This window comes from Caldicellulosiruptor morganii (genome assembly GCF_026810225.1).
GTDB lineage: Bacteria > Bacillota > Thermoanaerobacteria > Caldicellulosiruptorales > Caldicellulosiruptoraceae > Caldicellulosiruptor > Caldicellulosiruptor morganii.
In genome coordinates this window covers 1076407-1094927 of the sequence record NZ_CP113865.1, presented here as the reverse complement: position 1 = coordinate 1094927, position 18521 = coordinate 1076407, and the positions used below count along the sequence as shown (strand labels likewise).

The following is an 18521-nucleotide window of genomic DNA, read 5'->3' as shown; positions in this document are numbered from 1 at the left end:
ATTTTCTTGTAAAATGCTAAACAACTGTTTGAAGAATATATGTTTTTATGCTATAATTTACTTAAAAATTAAATTGAAAAGGGGAAATTTAATGAAGAAGCAGCTTACAAAAAAACAGCAAGAAATACTGGAATTCATAAAAAAGAGAATCAAAGAAAAGGGATATCCCCCAGCTGTTAGAGAAATATGTGAAGCAACAGGCTTGAAATCAACCTCAACCGTTCACGGACATCTGACTCGTTTGGAGAAAAAAGGTTATATCAGACGTGACTCCTCAAAGCCAAGAGCCATTGAGATTGTTGATGATGATTTTTATACCAACAGAAACATGGTTCAGCTTCCTCTTGTTGGTAAAGTCACTGCAGGTGAACCTATTTTGGCTGTTGAAAATATAGAGGATACTCTAACTCTTCCTTACGACCTTGTGGGAACAGAAGATGCGTTTTTGTTAAGAGTAAAAGGTGATAGTATGATTGATGCTGGAATTTTTGACAATGATATTATAATTGTAAGAAGACAAAATGTAGCTGAAAATGGAGATATTGTTGTTGCTTTAATTGATGATGAAGCAACTGTAAAAAGATTTTTTAAAGAAAGCGACCACATAAGACTTCAACCTGAAAACAAAGCAATGGAACCTATAATTGTAAAGGACGTAAAGATACTTGGAAAAGTGATAGGACTTTTCAGGAGGATGTAAATCTTTACATCCTCCTGATCATTTCAATAGCCCTTAGTACTCCCACCACTCCTATCTCAAATGAGGAACTTCCTTGAAGATATGCAACAAAAGGTTCACGAACTGGCGCATCACATGAAAGTTCCAATGATGTCCCCTGAACAAAACCGCCCGCTGCCATTATCACTTTGTGTGAATACCCTGGCATATCCCAGGGCTCGGGCAAAACGTTACTGTCAACCGGGCAGCCTTTCTGAATTCCCTGGCAGAATTTAATTAGTTTTTCTTCATCTTTAAATACAATTGACTGAATTATGTCTGTTCTATATTCATTGTACCGTGGTAAAACTTCATAGCCCAGGGTTTCCATAATGTATGCTGTAAAAACTGCAACCTTTAAACTCTCGGCAACAATGTGCGGAGCAAATAAAAGTCCCTGTAATATTTCTCTGTTAAACCCCAAGGAGGGTCCTACATCTTTACCCATACCGGTTGTGTTGAGTCTATCTGCGCACATCTCTATCAGATCTTTTTTCCCCGCAATATAACCACCACAGGATGCAATGGTTCCGCCTGGATTTTTAATAAGCGATCCTGCCATTAAATCTGCTCCAACCTCTGTTGGTTCTTTCTCCTCTACAAACTCACCATAACAGTTGTCCACAATAACAATTGTGTCAGGACTTATGTTTTTTATAAATTGTGTTACCTGTCCTATTTTTTCTATAGAGATTGATTCCCTTAAAGAATATCCTCTTGAACGCTGTATAAAAACTGCTTTCACTTTTTGTTTTCTTAAAAGGTTCTCAATTTGCTCATAATCAAAGTTGTTTTCTTTAAGATCCACCTCTTCATATCCTATACCAAACTCAATAAGATTCCCGTAACCTCCCTTTTTTATCCCAATTACTTTTTGTAAAGTATCATAAGGTCTGCCGCTTATAGATAAAAGCAAATCACCTGGACGCAAAACACCAAATAACATGGTTGAAATTGCCTGAGTACCTGATATAAACTGGATTCTAACAAGTGAATCCTCAGAGCCAAATACATCTGAATATATTTTTTCAATGACCTCTCTTCCACTATCTGAATATCCATAACCATCTGTCTTGTTCAAATGAGTGTAAGAAAGCTTATTTTTGTGAAATGCATTTAAGATTTTTAATTGATTGTAAGATTTTATTCTTTCTATTTTTTTAAAAACCTCTTCTACACTTTTAATTGTTTGCTGCGCCAGTGTCAAAAGCTTTATATCAAAGTTATAAAATCTTTTCAGAGCTTCAAAATCAAATTGCAAATCCTGTCACACCCTTCCTTTTTAGTGCACCAATTTTTATTCAAAAAATTAAAGAAAGCTCATGAAACCTCTTTGTTCATGAGCTTTCCTCAACTGCTGTTATTCTGACTTCAGGCTTTGATTATTTGTCTTGCTGGGTGGCATTTTGTGTTTGCGAATTTTGCATTTGAGTCATGTAGTTTACTGGTTTTGATGGAAGAATTGTGGAAATTGCATGTTTGTAAATGAGCATTTGTTTATTATTGTCTGTTTCCACTACCAGGGTAAAATTATCAAAACCTTTGATAGTCCCTTTTATTTGGACACCGCTCAGTAGAAAGATTGTAACATTAACCTTTTCTTTTCTGAGCTGGTTCAAAAATAAATCCTGCAAATTCAAATTTCCTTTTGCCACTTTATGTATTCCTCCCCAAACTTAAAAGTTTTTTATATTATAATTTTTATATGTTTTTCTTAAATTATACCACACTTTTGCAAAGTTCAAAACATTTTTTCACAACTTCTTTAAATTCAAGGTTCCCCACATCCAAATATATAAAATTCCCCTGGTATTTAAACCAAATACTTTGTCTTTTTGCAAACTGCCTTGTTCTGATCTTCAGATCCTCCTTTGCTTCATCCAAGGTAATTTTCCCTTCAATGTATGGTATAACCTGCTTATATCCAAGCCCCTGCATAGATTTTAAATCCTTTGAATATCCCATTTCAAGCAGCATCTTTACCTCATCCACAAGCCCTATTTTAAACATTTTCTCAACCCTTGCATCAATCCTCTCACGCAGGGCAGTCCTTTCCATAACAAAACACAAGGGCAATATATTATACCTTTCAGAGCCTCTCTTTCTCACCTTATCCAGAAAATCAGTAGGTTTCCTGCCGGTGAGAAAGTAAATTTCTAAATATCTTATAACTCTTTTTACATTATTCGGATGAACGGTCTGTGCAGCTTTATCATCAATATTTTTGAGCATTTCGTAAAGGTACATGTTACCCTTTTCTTCAAGCTCCTTGTAAAGTTTTTGACGTATTTCCTTTGAGTCCCCCATTTCTGGAAACTCTATTTCATCCACAACCGATTTTATATAAAACCCTGTACCCCCGACAAGAAGGGGTATCTTGCCTTTCTGGTAAATTTCTTCTATTGCTTTTGTAGCATCCCTCTGGAACAGAGCTACATTGTAATCCTCATCGGGGTAAACAACATCGATTATATAATGCTTCACCATTTCTCTTTGTTCTTTTGTTGGCTTAGCAGTCCCTATGTCCATATACTTGTAAACACACATAGAATCTGCAGAGACAATTTCACCATCTATCATTTGGGCAAGCTCAATTGCAACATCCGTTTTCCCGGTTGCAGTCAGACCTGCAATTACTATCAAAGGAATCTTTTGCATCTTCTAAGATTCACCTTTTCCTTGAAAAATTTTTTATTAAACAATTCTTTTAAACATCTTCTCTATGTCTTTTTTAGGAATTTCAACAACCACCGGTCTTCCATGAGGGCAATGAAAAATCCTTTTTTCAACAAGAACAAGCTTTACTATCTCTTCTTTTTCAAGGTCAGAAATATTCATATTACCTTTAACAGCCGCTTTGCAAGCAATCTCTTTTAGCAGTTCTTCTGAAATTTGTACAAGACCTGCTGAAATGGATTCATTGTACAGCATTTCAACTATATCAAAGATAAGATACCTATCGGCCAAATTTTTAATCAAAACGGGAACTGTTCTCACTATTATCTCATTTTTCCCAAAATCACCTACTTCAAAACCAAGTCTTTCAAAAAACTGAGCATTCTCAAGAACAAATTCTTTTTGAGAAGGAGGTAGATCAACTATAACCGGAGAAAGCAACATCTGTCTTTGAATTTTATTCTGAATTACCTCTTCTTTAAAAAGTTCAAACAATCTTCTTTCATGAACAGCATGCTGATCAATCAAATAAAGACTTTCATCTTTTTCCACAATAATGTAGGTATCAAAAGCATATCCAACTATTTTGTAGGTTTCTAATTCAAAAGTTTTTGAAAATATATTTATAACATTCTCTGTGCACTGCTTCGGTTCTAATTCAGAAAAATCAAGCTGTTCTTCTATTTTTAAAAACTCACTTAAATTTTCAAAAGAATTTTTCTCAAAGTTATGTTCTTCATAAATAAAGGGCAAAGAAGTTTTTTTACTTTCACTTTCCTGCTTATCCTGATGCGAATAAATATTATTCAAATCAGGTTTGGGAATTATCTTTTCTGACTGAAGCACTTTTGAAATTGCTTTATATACGGTGTTGTAAACAAATCTTTCATCTTTGAATTTTATCTCAAGCTTTGTAGGATGTACATTAACATCAATGTCGGATGGGTCTATTTCTATAAATAAGAATATTATAGGAAATCTACCAGTTAAAATCGAATTTTTAAAAACCTCATCAATACAGCTGGAAAGAAGCTTACTTCTTATAAACCTCCTGTTGACATAAAAGTAGTAACCGCTTCTTGTTGATTTACTTAACACTGGATTTGCAAAATATCCCCACACTTTCAATCCTGGCTCTTCTTGATGAAAATCAATCAGACTCTTTAAAATATCTGTCCCAAAAACTGAGGCAACTGCAGATTCTACCTTACCATCACCGGGGGTGAAAAGTTGCCTTTTGTTATCAACTTGCATTCTAAAGGAAATCTCCGGATAGCAGATGGCTATCTTTTCCGCAACCTCTGCACAGTACTTTTGTTCAACAGAAGGTGACTTTAAAAACTTTAATCTTGCCGGTGTGTTGAAAAAAAGATCTTCAATAATTATTTTTGTACCCTTCTCAAAAGGATATACTGTTTTTGAATTAACTTTTCCTCCCTCAACCTTTACCATGTAACCCTGGTCCTGCTGATAATGTCTTGAAATTAGAGTGACTTTTGAGACACTTGAGATTGCACAGAGTGCCTCTCCTCTAAAACCCATCGTTTTAATTTTAAAAATGTCATCCACTGTTTTTATCTTGCTTGTTGTATGTCTTTCAAACACATATTTTATATCCTCTGGATGAATACCTTTGCCATTATCATAAACCTCAATTTTTTTAATACCGCCTTTTTCCAATTTAATATCTATAAAACTTGCCCCTGCATCAATAGAATTTTCAATAACTTCCTTCACACATGAAGCAGGTCTTTCAACAACTTCTCCAGCCGCCAGAATATGAGCAATTTCTTCAGATAACTTATTTAGCTCTCTCATAATAGCTGCCTCTCTTTTGCTTTAATTATTTCATGCTTGAGCTCACTTAAAATGTTTAGCGCCTGAATTGGGGTTATATTTAAAATGTCAATGTTTTCAATCTTCTCTATTATCTCATCTTTCTTGTATGAGAAAAATTCAATCTGCTCGGTAAACTCTCTTTTTATTTCCCTTCTCAACTTCTTTGCCTCTTTACGGTTTATATCAGCTTCTTCAAGCTTTTTTAGTATTTGCTCTGCCCTTTGTAAAACCTCCTCAGGAATACCAGCAAGTCTCGCAACATGAATACCATAGCTTGAATCACAGCCACCTCTCACAATCTTTCTCAAAAAGATAATATTTTTACCTTCCTCCTTAACATCAACCCTGTAATTTTTCACCCCCGGAATTTTATCTTCAAGTTCAGTAAGCTCATGATAATGAGTTGCAAAGAGGGTCTTTGCTCCTATCCTGGTTTTATCAGCAACATATTCCAAAACAGCCCAGGCAATTGAAAGTCCATCGTATGTGCTGGTTCCTCTTCCCACCTCGTCAAATATTATAAGGCTTTTGGAGGTTGCATTTTTCAAAATGTTTGCAACTTCACTCATCTCAACCATAAAAGTGCTCTGACCAGATGAAATATCATCGGATGCCCCAATTCGCGAAAAAATTTTATCAACTATACCAATCTGTGCCTCTTCAGCAGGTACAAAACAGCCCATCTGTGCCATTATGACAATCAGTGCTACCTGACGCATGTATGTAGATTTGCCTGCCATGTTAGGACCTGTTATTATTAAAACCCTGTTCTGGTTGCTATCAAGTTCTGTATCATTAGGAACAAAATTGCTATGTCCTATCATCTTTTCTACAACAGGATGCCGGCCATTTTTTATAAAGATTCTATCTCCCAAATAAACAGCTGGTTTTGTGTACCTGTTGTCAATTGCAACACGAGCAAATGAACAAAGAGCGTCAATTATAGTTATACAGCTTGCAGTTTTCTGGATTCTATCTATCTGACTTTCTACTCTGTCTCTTATTTCACAAAAAAGCTGGTACTCAAGATCAATAAGTTTTTGTTCTGCATTTACAATTTCATCTTCTAACTTCTTAAGCTCTTCTGTAACATATCTTTCTGCGTTTGCAAGAGTTTGTTTTCTTATATATCGTTCTGGAACAAGAGAATAGTTAGATTTGGTCACTTCAATATAGTATCCAAAAACTTTATTATAACCTATTTTCAGATTTTTGATACCTGTTAAATTTCTTTCTTTCTCCTCGTATTGAATTAGAAGTTCTTTGCTATTTTTTGAAATATTCCTGAGCCTATCTACATCCTCGTCATAGCCCTCTTTTATAATTCCTCCCTCTTTCAAGCTCACAGATGCATTTTCATCTATTGATGAATGAATAAGCTCATATACATCATCCAATGTATCAAGATTGCTGCAGAGCTCTTTTAACAAATTAGAACTAAATTTGCTCAGAAGCTCTTTTAATCTGGGTAAAACCTCTATTGATTTTTTTAAACTGATTAAATCTTTAGCATTTATGCTTTTATAAGCAAATTTTGAAGAAAGTCTTTCAATATCATATATCCCATCTAACAGTTCTTCAATCTGCACCAGAAGCGTAAAATTATTATATAGTTCTTCAACCGCATCAAGCCTTCTATTTATCTCTACAACATCAATTAAAGGTCTTTCAAGCCATTTTTTTATCAGTCTTGAGCCCATCGATGTCTTTGCTTGATCTAAAATTCCAAGAAGGCTATTTTTTTTAGAACGCGTGATAATGCTTTCTGTAAGTTCCAAATTTCTTCTTGTGTTAAAATCAATTTGGAGATAGTTCTGAATTTTGTAAAACTCAAACTTCTTTATATAATTGAAAGAGATTTTTTGTGTTTCAACCAAATAGTTTAAAAGATTGCCAACAGAAAGCGCTATTGTATCATCAACAGTAGCAATCTGGATATGTGTATTTATTAATTCGTAACATTTATCAATATCAATAAAGTTTACTCTTTGAATAAAGGTGTTATAATTCCTCTTTAAAACTTCATATATGTCTGGTTCTGATAAAGATACCAGAATTTCGTTGGGAGTATATTTACTAATTTCGTTTATCAACTTCTGAGTATCATTTTCAACCAGACAGGCATACATCTCACCTGTTGAAATATCTACAAAGGTTAAGGCAAAACCATTTTCCACCTCTGTCACACAGCAGATAAAGTTATTAGATCTGCTAAAATTCTCATCAATAAATGTACCCGGTGTGATAATTCTTGTAATCTCACGTTTGACAACACCTTTTGCAAGTTTTGGATCTTCTACCTGCTCACAAATAGCCACTTTGTATCCCTTTTCAATAAGTTTTGCAATGTAACTATGAGCGGAATGGTAAGGAACACCACACATGGGTGCTTTCTCATTGTTTCCGCAATCTCTTGCAGTCAGGGCTATTTCCAGTTCCTTTGAGGCAACTATTGCATCGTCAAAGAACATTTCATAAAAGTCTCCAAGTCTGAAAAACAAAATGCAGTCTTTTACCTTCTGTTTTATTTCCATATACTGCTGCATCATGGGGGTAAGCTCTTGCATGATCTAAATCACCTCACCATAAAGCCAGTGCTCTGTAGCTTCCAAAATTCTTACATTTACAAATTTGTACATAAAATCCTCGGAGCATTTCACATTTACTACTTTATTTGTCCTTGTTCTTCCCACAAGCAAATTATTCTTCTTGGCATACCCATCTATTAGAATTTCATATGTGTTACCAAGCATTTGCTTATTCTTTTTTAAAGCAATCTCCTCTACCAATTTCAAAAGTCTCTGGAACCTTTCACGCTTTACTTCATCAGGTACCTGGTTTGGCATCTGCGCTGCTCTTGTACCTCTACGCTTTGAATACATAAAGGTAAATGCAGAATCAAATTCAACTTTTTTGACTACATCCAGCGTATCTTCGAAATCTTCTTCTGTTTCTCCTGGAAATCCTACAATAATGTCTGTTGTAATTGCTATATCAGGAATATTGTTTTTTAGCTTTTCAACAAGCTTCAGGTAATCCTCCTTTGTATAGTGCCTGTTCATCTCTTTTAAAATCCTTGTTGAACCTGACTGTACCGGTAAGTGTATATGTTCACAAACCTTCTCCAAATCTCTCATTGCATAAATCAAATCATCCAACAAATCTTTTGGATGTGATGTCACAAACCTTATTCTCTCAATACCATTGATATCATTTACTTTTTCAAGAAGTTTGTGAAACGGAATTCCATCGGGTAAATCTTTACCATATGAGTTCACATTCTGCCCCAGTAGTGTTACCTCTTTTACGCCATTTGCTGCAAGCTGCTCAATCTCAAATAGAATCTCTTCGGGTCTTCTACTCCTTTCTCTCCCCCTTACATAGGGCACAATACAATAGGAACAAAAGTTATTGCAACCATAGATTATATTCACAAACGCACTGACACCTTCTTTTCTTGCAGTTGGAATGCCTTCAGCAACCACATCCTCATCCTCTGCAACATCAATTACAGTTTTATGTTCAGTAATTGCTTTGTACAAAAGCTGAGGAAATCTATGAAGACTTTTTGTACCAAATATAATATCCAAAAATGGAAATAACCTGGCAAGTTTTTGCGCAACTTCAACTTGCTGAGGCATACATCCGCATACACCTATTATTAAATCCGGTTTTTTATCTTTTAACTTCTTCAAAGGTCCAATATTACCATATACTCTTGACTCAGCATGCTCGCGAACAGCGCATGTGTTGAAAATTATAAGATCTGCTTCTTCTATATTTTGAGTTTCAATATATCCCATAGCATTAAGCATTCCTGCCAATTTCTCAGAATCATGGACATTCATTTGACAACCATATGTTATTATGTGATACATTCTATTTCTTCGATTCTTAAAGTAATATTCTGAATTCATCTTTTCAATCTCTTCAACAAAGTGTGCCTGAGTACCAAAATCTATATAATAAATACCTCTATTTTCCAAGTCTTATCCCCCTCAAAATTTTTATTTAACAAGCTTTATTATAGCATTTTGTTCATGGAATTATAATATCATAAGGTTCCATTTTTTTCTTAATATTTCGTACAAAATCAGAACAAATTAATATTGAAAAATCTCAAAATGTCTCAACCAAAAAGGAGGAAAAATTTATGCCAAGAAAAAAAGGCTTGTTCCAGAAGCAGCTCCTCAGCTGGATAAATTAAAACAAGAAACAGCTCAGGAAGTTGGCGTAACACTTGATAATTACAATCCAAACATTACCGCAAAACAAGCAGGAACTGTAGGAGGATATATGGTTAAAAAGATGATTCAGGACTATCAAAATAGAGTTAAAAATCAGCAATAACAAAACAAGGCAGAAGGAGTCCCATCCCCTTCTGCCTTTCCATATTAACTGTAATAAAGGAAATTTTTACAAAGAGTAAACCTCATCTGCTGACAGAATCTTAACACCGTTTTCTTTTAAAATATTCACTGCCTCTTCAGCATTTTCAACCTTCAAGATTACAAGAGCTTCATCAGCTACTTTCCCAACAAAAGCATACATGTACTCAATACCTATATCGTTTTTATACAAAATATCGAGCACCTTAGCAAGACCACCTGGTTTGTCTTCAACAGCTATAGCAATTACATCTGTAGCAGAAACTGTAAATCCATTTTCTTTTAAGACCTGAAGAGCTAAATCAGGTTTGTTAACAATCAATCTTAAAATACCAAAATCTGTAGTATCTGCAATTGACAGAGCCGAAATATCAATTTCATGTTTTCCTAAAACACTGGTCACCTCAGCAAGTCTTCCTGATTTGTTCTCTAAAAATACAGAAATCTGCTTTACATACATTTTTAAACCCTCCTGAATTTCTTTAAACTTCTCCTACTAAATTATTAATACCCCTTTTTATTTATATCTTTCTCCTGTCAATTACTCTTTTTGCTTTTCCTTCACTACGCTCAATTGTTTTTGGTTCAACAAGTCTTACCTTAACAGAAATTCCAAGTGTATCTTCAATTGCTTTTGTTATTTTCTTCTCAAGCTGCTCCAATTTTTTAACCTCATCCGAGAACATCCTCTCAGAAACTTCAACCAGAACTTCTAAGACATCAAGGTTATTGACCCTGTCAACTATCAATTGATAATGTGGTTCTACTTCTCCAAGTTCAAGCAAAACACTTTCTATCTGAGAAGGAAATACATTCACACCTCTTATTATTATCATATCATCGGTTCTACCAATTACCTTTTCCATTCTGACAAATGTCCTACCGCATCTGCACTTTTCATAGTGAAGAGCTGTTATATCCCTTGTTCTATATCTAATAAGGGGGAGCCCTTCTTTGGTTATTGTGGTAAATACAAGCTCTCCATACTCTCCTTCTCCCAATACTTCACCCGTTTCAGGGTTTATTATTTCAGGGAGAAAATGATCTTCATTTATATGCATACCGCACTGGTATTCACACTCATAAGCAACCCCCGGTCCAATTATCTCAGAAAGTCCATAAATATCATATGCTTTTATATTCAGCTTTGATTCTATTTCTTTTCTCATATTTTCAGACCAAGGCTCTGCTCTAAATACACCTGATTTGAGCTTTAGCTGAGATTTGTCTACGCCCATCTCTTCCATTGTTTCAGCAAGATAGAGTGCATAAGATGGCGTACAAGCCAAAAGTGTTGTTCCAAAGTCAACCATAAGTTGAATCTGCCTTTTTGTGTTACCAGACGAAATTGGAATAACAGAAGCTCCTATTCTCTCTGCACCATAATGTACTCCAAGTCCGCCGGTAAAAAGTCCATAACCATATGCAATCTGAACAAAAGAATGCTTGTCAGCCCCTGCTGCAACAAGTGTTCTTGCCATAACCTCAGACCATATACCAATGTCATGTTTTGTATATCCCACAACGGTGGGTTTTCCCGTGGTACCGGATGATGCGTGAATTCTCACAATTTCACTCAATGGTACTGCAAAAAGCCCATAAGGATAGTTGTCTCTTAAATCCTGTTTGGTTGTAAATGGGAGTTTTTGTAAATCATTTAGGTCTTTTATGTCTTCGGGAATAAGTCCTAACTTTTGCATCTTATTTCTGTAATATGGTACGCTTGTGTACACTCTTTTAACCGTCTCTATCAATCTTTTCAATTGAATCTCCTGTAATGTACTTCTGTCCATACACTCCATATGCTCATCCCAGTATCTCATATCAAATCCTCACCTCACCTAAATCTACACTTCTGCCAATTTCAAACGCTCTGAGATTTATCTCAACAAATTCTGACCTTACATTATTCTCTATAGCCTTTTTAAAAAAGTTTTCTTCTATTTCCATGAACTTGCTAAATACACCCAGCATTACAGTGTTTTGAACACGTGGATTCCCTGCTTTGCTGAGCAAAGAGAGAATATCAATTTTACAGAACTTTACTCCAAGCTGTTTCACAATCTTATCAACATCGGGGTATTCATACATCCCGGTAATAACACCTATTGGAGGAATTTCATAATCGGAATAAATCAAAAACCCCTCTTTCTTTAGAAATTCAATCCACCGCAAAGCCTCCAACTTTTCAAATGCAATTATATAATCAGCTTCCGCCTTATCTATAAGTGGTGAAAACACCTTCCTACCTGCTTTTACATATGTTACCACACTTCCTCCTCTCTGAGCCATACCATGGACCTCTGATATTTTCACATCATATCCTGTGTTTAAAAATACATCTCCTAAAATCTTGCTAAACAAAATATTCCCCTGTCCTCCAACTCCAACTATTAATATATTGACACTTTCTTTCATCGCAGCATTACTCCTTTACACTATTGATTGCTCCAAATCTGCAAACACTTTCGCACATCCCGCATCCAAGGCACAGGTTTTGATCAATTACAGGTATATCCTTTAGCGATAGCGCAGGACACCCCAGACTCAAGCATAATTTACAATTTTTGCATTTGGTTTTGTCAACATACCTTTTTAAAGTGGTATATTTATACCTTTTGTGAAGTCTGCAGGGTGCTTTGGCAATTAAAACCTTAACACCAGGGACTTTTAGTAGTTCATTTATCTTATTGAGATTTTCATTAATATTATAAGGATTTATTTCCTCCACAACCGAACATCCTATAGTTTTACAAAGATTCAATAGATCAAGTTTATAAGTCTCTTCTCCTCTTATAGTATACCCTGTTGCAGGATGGTCTTGATGTCCTGTCATTCCAGTTGTAGAATTACCCAGAATTAACACAATAATATCAGACTTATTATAAACAGCATCAATAATACCTGTTATCCCCGAGTGAACAAAGGTGGAGTCACCTATAACCGCAACAGCTTTTTTACCATTATTTGATGCTTTTGAAATACCATGAGCCATTCCAACACTTGCACCCATACAGACGCATGTATCCATAGCGTTGAAAGGGGAAAGAGCACCCAGGGTGTAACAGCCTATATCACCTGTGATGATTATATCTTTTATTTTGCTCAGTGTATAAAATATCCCTCTGTGAGGGCAACCAGGGCACAGTACAGGAAGCCTTGGCGGAATCTGCTGCGCTATACTGTATGGTATTTCAGTATATATCTTTTCAACTGCTGATTTTATAAACGAAGGTGAATATTCACCCGTTAATTTAAAAACTTCTTTACCTACTATATTTGCTATACCCATTGCTTTTATGTTCTCTTCCAAAAATGGGTCAAGCTCTTCAACAATATATACTTTTTCAAATCTGCTACAAAAATCCATAATTAATTTCTTAGGAAGTGGCCACACCATACCCAGTTTTAAAACCCAGGCATCAGGATATGCTTCTTTTACATACTGATAAGCTATACCCGCTGCAATAAAGGCAAGATTTGTTTTCCCTTCTTCAATTCTATTCAAATCAGTCCCTTCTGCAAATTCTCTTAGATCGTTTAATCTCTTTTCAACAACCTCATGCCTTTTCCTTGCCATTGCTGGCATCATGACATATTTTTGTATGTCTTTTTTGTACTCATAATCCACTTCTTCCCTTATACCTTCTTTCACCACCGATTGAGAGTGTGAAACCCTTGTTGTAAGACGTAATATTACAGGAGTATCATACTTTTCGCTAATCTCAAAACCCTTTTTTACAAAATCAATACACTCCTGGCTATCAGCAGGCTCTAACACTGGCACCTTCGCTGCCTTTGCAATATTCCTTGTGTCCTGTTCATTTTGCGATGAGTGCATACCGGGGTCATCAGCAACAGCTATTAAAAGCCCGGCATTGACCCCTGTATAAGATACTGTGAAAAGTGGGTCTGCTGCAACATTCAAACCCACATGCTTCATTGAACAGATTGCTCTTTTACCATAGATAGAAGCTCCAATTGCAACCTCTAACGCCACCTTTTCATTTGGTGCCCATTCACAGTAAATTTCATTGTAGTTTGATATGTACTCAGTAATCTCTGTAGATGGTGTGCCAGGGTAAGCAGTTGCAACCTTAACACCTGCTTCAAAACATCCTCTGGCAACAGCCTGGTTACCAAGCATAAGTCGCCTCAACAGTCTCATCCTCCAGTTTTGTTTTTTTTAGTTGCTCTGATTCCTCAAATCCAGAACCCTTTTGGCTTTTCCTGTTGTCCTCTCCAGAGTCTTGGGCTCTACCAATTTTACTTTTACATTTAATCCTAATACTGTATAAATTCTGTGTTTTATTTTATTCTCCAGCTTTTCAAGCTCAGCATACCTTTCTAAAAGTCTTCCATCTACAAGTTCAACATGTACTTCCAAATCATCCAAGTATCCTTTTTTTGTAACAACCAGCTGATAGTGGGGCCCAATTCCCTCAATCCCCATTAAAACACTTTCTATTTGCGAAGGAAATACATTTACACCTCTGATAATTAGCATATCATCGGTGCGACCCTTCACAGAAGTCATCCTGACATTTGTTCTTCCACATTTGCATGGCTCATAAATCAATGAGGTAATGTCTCTTGTTCTATACCTTATAAGTGGCATACCTTCTTTTGTAAGTGTTGTCAGAACAAGCTCTCCTGTTTCACCCTCCGGCAAAACTTCACCGGTTTGTGGGTTTATAATTTCAGGATAAAAATGGTCTTCATTTATATGAAGTCCTTCTCTATATTCACACTCACCTGATACACCTGGACCAATTATCTCAGAAAGACCATAGTTTTCGGTAGCAAAAAGCCCCCACTTCTTTTCTATTTCCCTTCTCATCTCTACAGTTGAGCTTTCTGCTCCAAAAAGCCCCAACCTGAGTTTGAGTTTTGACCTGTCAATATTAAGTTCATTTGCAACCTCATCCATGTAAAGTGCATATGATGGCGTACAGACCAAAACTGTCGCGCCGAAATCCTGCATTACCATAAGCTGCTTTTCCGTATTACCACTTGAAATGGGAATTACAGTTGCACCTACTCTCTCTAATCCCTGATGAAGTCCAAAAGCTCCTGTAAAAAGCCCATAACCAAATGCTATCTGGGCAATGTCATGCTCCCTTACACCTGATGCTGTGACAATTCGTGCAACAACCTCTGTCCAAACTTCCATATCATGCTTTGTATAGCCAACAACGGTAGGTTTACCAGTTGTGCCTGATGAGGCATGGACTCTGACAATCTTTGTAAGTGGAACAGTAAAGAGCCCATATGGATAATTTTCCCTTAAATCATCTTTTGTTGTGAAGGGGAGGAGTTGTATATCTTTGAGAGTTTTGATGTGATGGGGTTTTACTCCAATCTCATCAAACTTTTTACGGTAAAAGGGAACATTTTCATAAACCCTTTCTACCGTCCTTTTAAGTCTTTCAAGCTGTAGTTCTTCAAATTGTTTTCTGTTTAATTTTTCATATTCTGACCAAATCATCCCAATCTACCATCCTTCCTGATGATATACATATTAGAGAATATAAATGAATTAAAAAGTTACAAGCTTTTTAAGTTATTATATTGTAATATTTAATAATTTTCAAAATAAATAAAAGCAAACAAAAAATAAGGACTATCTCATCTTTTCTAATTTATCTGAGATAGTCCTTACTTTGTTATTACAAACCTGCCACTGTCAACATCAATAGTAATAATATCTCCTTCTTTAATGGTACCCTTTAAAATTTCCTTTGCAATTAATGTTTCAACATTTTTTTGCAAAAACCTCTTTATTGGTCTTGCGCCAAAGTTTATGTCAAACGCATTTTCCATTACATATTTCTTTGCTTTCTGTGTGAGAACAATCGAAATTCCTTTTTCAATAAGTCTTTGCTGAATCTCAGCTACTCTGAGGTCAATAATTTTTATTACCTGCTCTTTTGTGAGAGGTTTAAATATTATTATCTCATCAAGCCTGTTTAAAAACTCCGGTCTAAAGTGAGTTTTGAGCTCCCTGTCTATTAGTTTTCTTGTGTTTTCATCTATTTCACCGTTTGAGATATTCGCATTCAAGAGATATTCGCTGCCCAGGTTTGAAGTCATTATTATTATAGTATTTTTAAAATCAACCGTTCTGCCCTTTGAATCTGTAAGTCTTCCATCATCCATTATCTGAAGCAGTATATTAAATACGTCATGATGCGCTTTCTCAATCTCGTCAAACAAAACCACTGAATAAGGTTTTGTTCTGACAGCCTCTGTTAGTTGCCCTCCTTCTTCATACCCCACATATCCGGGTGGTGCTCCTATGAGCCTTGAGACAGAGTGCTTTTCCATGTATTCTGTCATATCAATTCTTATCATATTATTTTCTGAGTCAAATAAAGCCTCAGCCAAAGCTCGTGCAAGCTCTGTCTTACCAACACCGGTTGGTCCCAGAAACAAAAATGTTCCAATCGGCTTTCGCGGGTCTTTTATTCCAGCTCGTGCTCTCATTATAGCATCGCAAACTGCTTCAATTGCTTCATCCTGCCCAACAACTCTTCTGTGAAGGATTCTATCAAGCTCTAAAATCTTCTGTCTTTCTGTTTCAACAAGCTTTGAAACAGGAATACCTGTCCATTTTGATACTATTTTAGCAATTTCCTCTTCGGTAACTTCCTCTTTTAATAGTCTTTTTTCAGAAGGTATCTTCTCTAATTCCTGACGCTTCTGGTCAAGCATTTTCTGTAGTTCTAACAGTTTTCCATATTTTAGTTCAGAAAGCTTATTTAAGTCATAATTTCTCTCTGCTTCTTCTATTTGAATTTTTACATTCTCTATTTCTTCTTTTATTCTTCTTATTTCTTTGATGAGTTCTTTTTCATATTCCCACTGCGCTGAAAGCTTATTTGCTCTGTCGTTAAGCTCCGCAATTTCTTTATCTATCTCCTCCAATCTTTGTTTTGCACTCGGGTTTTCTTCTTTTTGCAATACATTCTTTTCAATCTTAAGCTGCATAATCTTTCTTGTAATCTCATCAAGTTCTGTAGGCATAGAATCAATCTCTGTTCTTAAAAGTGCAGCAGCTTCATCAATCAGGTCAATTGCCTTGTCTGGCAGGAATCTATCAGTGATGTATCTATCAGATAACTTTGCAGCAGCAATCAGAGCATCGTCTGTGATTCTGACACCATGATGAATCTCAAATCTTTCTTTAAGCCCTCTTAAGATGGAAATTGTATCTTCTACAGATGGCGGATTTACCAACACAGGCTGGAATCTTCTTTCCAATGCTGCGTCTTTTTCAATATATTTTCTGTACTCATCAATGGTGGTTGCCCCTATACAGTGCAGCTCTCCTCTTGCAAGCATAGGTTTCAAAAGATTCCCTGCATCCATTGCACCTTCCGCTCTTCCCGCACCGACTATGTTGTGAATCTCATCAATAAACAGGATTATTCTACCTTCGGATGCCGTAATTTCGTTCAAAACTGCTTTTAACCTTTCCTCAAACTCTCCCCTGTATTTTGCACCAGCTATCAGTGCACCCAAGTCAAGTGCAAAGATGGTTTTGTCTTTTAACCCTTCTGGAACATCACCTTTGACAATTCTCTGAGCAAGCCCTTCTACAATAGCTGTCTTTCCAACCCCCGGTTCTCCAATCAAGACAGGATTGTTCTTCGTTCTTCTTGAAAGAATCTGAATTACTCTTCTTATCTCCTCATCTCTGCCAATAACAGGGTCAAGTTTGCCTTTCCTTGCAAGGTCAGTAAGGTCTCTACCATACTTTTTCAAAACCTCATAAACTTCTTCAGGATTTGGGTTTGTTATCCTCTGATTTCCCCTTATCCTGTAAAGTTGTTGCAAAAATTTCTCTCTGTTAATCCCATACTTTCTGAATATAGACTTAGTGGAAGGATGATCATAATCTATCATCGCAAGATATACGTGCTCAACACTGATATACTCATCCTTAAACTTCTTTGCCTCTTCTTCTGCTCTTAGCAATATCTCGTTTAAAAATCTATTCACATACACAGTTGAAGCGCCGGGCCCATATACCATTGGAATCTTTCTCAGCTGGTCTTCTATGTCTTTTTTATACACGTCTATATTTACAGCCATATTTTTAAGTATTTTGGGAATTAATTTGTCATCTTCGTTGATAAGCGCATAGTGCAAATGTTCTATCCCTATCTCCTGATGTTTGTACAATATAGCGGTATTTTGTGCATCTAAAAGAGCCGATTGTAAACTCTGGGTAAATCTTTCCATATTCATATATATCTCACCTCACATTCAATGAACTTTATACAAAACAATCAGGGAAGGTTTCCATCCTTCCCTGATTGCCTTTTTATTCAATTTCAATTGTTCTAACATCTGGCTTTGATGGCTTCTCTTTGGGAAGTATAATCTTCAAAATTCCGTCCTCGTATTTTGCTTTTATACCATCCTCTTTGACATTGTCAAGGTAGAATGTTCTGCTAAATGCACCATACCTTCTTTCTCTTCTTATAAAGTTTTCTCTCTCTTCTTTTTCCTCTTTCTTAGTTTCTGCCTTTATAGTGAGTTTATTGTCATAAAGCTCTATCTTGATGTCCTCTTTTTTAACCCCTGGAAGCTCAGCTTCAATAATATATTCATTTTCTGTTTCTTTGATGTCTGTTCTCATGAATCTTGAGCCCTTTTCAAACGGAGCAAAAAAATCTTCAAACCAATCGTCAATGTCAAAAAGCTCTCTTTCAAGCTTTCTCATGATGTCAAATGGTCTTCTTCCAAATGGAACAATGTCTCTTAACATCTTACATCACCCTCCTTTTGACTTTTTTTGACTTTTAAAAGTTTTTTAAAGTGGCGAATCATCGCCACCTGTATTTGATTTTGACTATCTTTGACTTTCAATTACTATTATACTTTTTTTCACA

The 18521-nt window shown here is 35.9% G+C and carries 15 protein-coding genes; 2 read left to right on the top strand and 13 right to left on the bottom strand.

The window, feature by feature from the left end; translation table 11 throughout:
- Positions 1 to 91 precede the first annotated feature (91 nt).
- Positions 92 to 700 (top strand): transcriptional repressor LexA, encoded by a 609-nt coding sequence (lexA, locus tag OTK00_RS05305; RefSeq protein WP_045169360.1) that lies wholly within the window; start codon positions 92 to 94, stop codon positions 698 to 700.
- 4 nt (positions 701 to 704) lie between these two features.
- Here lexA and OTK00_RS05300 read toward each other — a convergent pair whose 3' ends face one another.
- The 6 genes from OTK00_RS05300 to miaB form a co-directional block, all read right to left on the bottom strand.
- A complete protein-coding gene (locus tag OTK00_RS05300) occupies positions 705 to 1979 on the bottom strand; it encodes a methionine gamma-lyase family protein (RefSeq protein ID WP_045169359.1) in 1275 nt (424 codons plus the stop codon).
- Positions 1980 to 2100: 121 nt separating this feature from the next.
- The gene (hfq, locus tag OTK00_RS05295) at positions 2101 to 2373 is read right to left on the bottom strand and encodes an RNA chaperone Hfq (RefSeq protein WP_045169358.1); all 273 of its coding nucleotides are present in this window, start codon (positions 2371 to 2373) and stop codon (positions 2101 to 2103) included.
- A 64-nt stretch (positions 2374 to 2437) separates the two neighbouring features.
- On the bottom strand, positions 2438 to 3376 hold the full coding sequence (gene miaA / locus OTK00_RS05290; RefSeq protein ID WP_045169357.1) for a tRNA (adenosine(37)-N6)-dimethylallyltransferase MiaA: 939 nt from the start codon (positions 3374 to 3376) through the stop codon (positions 2438 to 2440).
- Positions 3377 to 3412: 36 nt separating this feature from the next.
- Positions 3413 to 5212, bottom strand: a complete 1800-nt coding sequence (gene mutL / locus OTK00_RS05285; protein ID WP_045169356.1) for a DNA mismatch repair endonuclease MutL — start codon at positions 5210 to 5212, stop codon at positions 3413 to 3415.
- Positions 5209 to 7800, bottom strand: coding sequence for a DNA mismatch repair protein MutS (gene mutS, locus OTK00_RS05280; RefSeq protein ID WP_045169355.1), 2592 nt, complete (start codon positions 7798 to 7800; stop codon positions 5209 to 5211). Before mutS ends, mutL begins: the two co-directional genes overlap by 4 nt.
- A gap of 3 nt (positions 7801 to 7803) precedes the next feature.
- The gene (miaB, locus tag OTK00_RS05275; protein ID WP_045169354.1) at positions 7804 to 9219 is read right to left on the bottom strand and encodes a tRNA (N6-isopentenyl adenosine(37)-C2)-methylthiotransferase MiaB; all 1416 of its coding nucleotides are present in this window, start codon (positions 9217 to 9219) and stop codon (positions 7804 to 7806) included.
- A gap of 163 nt (positions 9220 to 9382) precedes the next feature.
- Here miaB and OTK00_RS05270 point away from each other — a divergent pair, with 163 nt between their 5' ends.
- Entirely contained in the window at positions 9383 to 9583 is a 201-nt protein-coding gene (locus OTK00_RS05270) for an alpha/beta-type small acid-soluble spore protein (RefSeq protein WP_082054657.1), read from the top strand.
- Between the two features lie 66 nt (positions 9584 to 9649).
- Here the strand turns inward: OTK00_RS05270 and OTK00_RS05265 are convergent, their stop codons facing one another.
- The 7 genes from OTK00_RS05265 to OTK00_RS05235 all read right to left on the bottom strand — a co-directional run bounded on the left by OTK00_RS05265 (position 9650) and on the right by OTK00_RS05235 (position 18397).
- Positions 9650 to 10081: an ACT domain-containing protein gene (locus OTK00_RS05265; RefSeq protein ID WP_045169353.1), complete on the bottom strand. Its 432-nt coding sequence runs from the start codon at positions 10079 to 10081 to the stop codon at positions 9650 to 9652.
- Between the two features lie 61 nt (positions 10082 to 10142).
- On the bottom strand, positions 10143 to 11444 hold the full coding sequence (locus OTK00_RS05260; RefSeq protein WP_045169352.1) for a phenylacetate--CoA ligase family protein: 1302 nt from the start codon (positions 11442 to 11444) through the stop codon (positions 10143 to 10145).
- A 1-nt stretch (position 11445) separates the two neighbouring features.
- The gene (locus OTK00_RS05255; protein WP_045169351.1) at positions 11446 to 12039 is read right to left on the bottom strand and encodes an indolepyruvate oxidoreductase subunit beta; all 594 of its coding nucleotides are present in this window, start codon (positions 12037 to 12039) and stop codon (positions 11446 to 11448) included.
- A gap of 7 nt (positions 12040 to 12046) precedes the next feature.
- Positions 12047 to 13780, bottom strand: coding sequence for an indolepyruvate ferredoxin oxidoreductase subunit alpha (iorA, locus tag OTK00_RS05250; protein ID WP_045169350.1), 1734 nt, complete (start codon positions 13778 to 13780; stop codon positions 12047 to 12049).
- Between the two features lie 27 nt (positions 13781 to 13807).
- Positions 13808 to 15109: a phenylacetate--CoA ligase family protein gene (locus tag OTK00_RS05245; RefSeq protein ID WP_045169349.1), complete on the bottom strand. Its 1302-nt coding sequence runs from the start codon at positions 15107 to 15109 to the stop codon at positions 13808 to 13810.
- Positions 15110 to 15279: 170 nt separating this feature from the next.
- Complete coding sequence (gene clpB / locus OTK00_RS05240; protein WP_045169348.1) at positions 15280 to 17874, bottom strand: ATP-dependent chaperone ClpB; 2595 nt, start codon at positions 17872 to 17874, stop codon at positions 15280 to 15282.
- Positions 17875 to 17950: 76 nt separating this feature from the next.
- Entirely contained in the window at positions 17951 to 18397 is a 447-nt protein-coding gene (locus OTK00_RS05235; protein WP_045169347.1) for an Hsp20/alpha crystallin family protein, read from the bottom strand.
- Between the last annotated feature and the right edge of the window lie 124 nt (positions 18398 to 18521).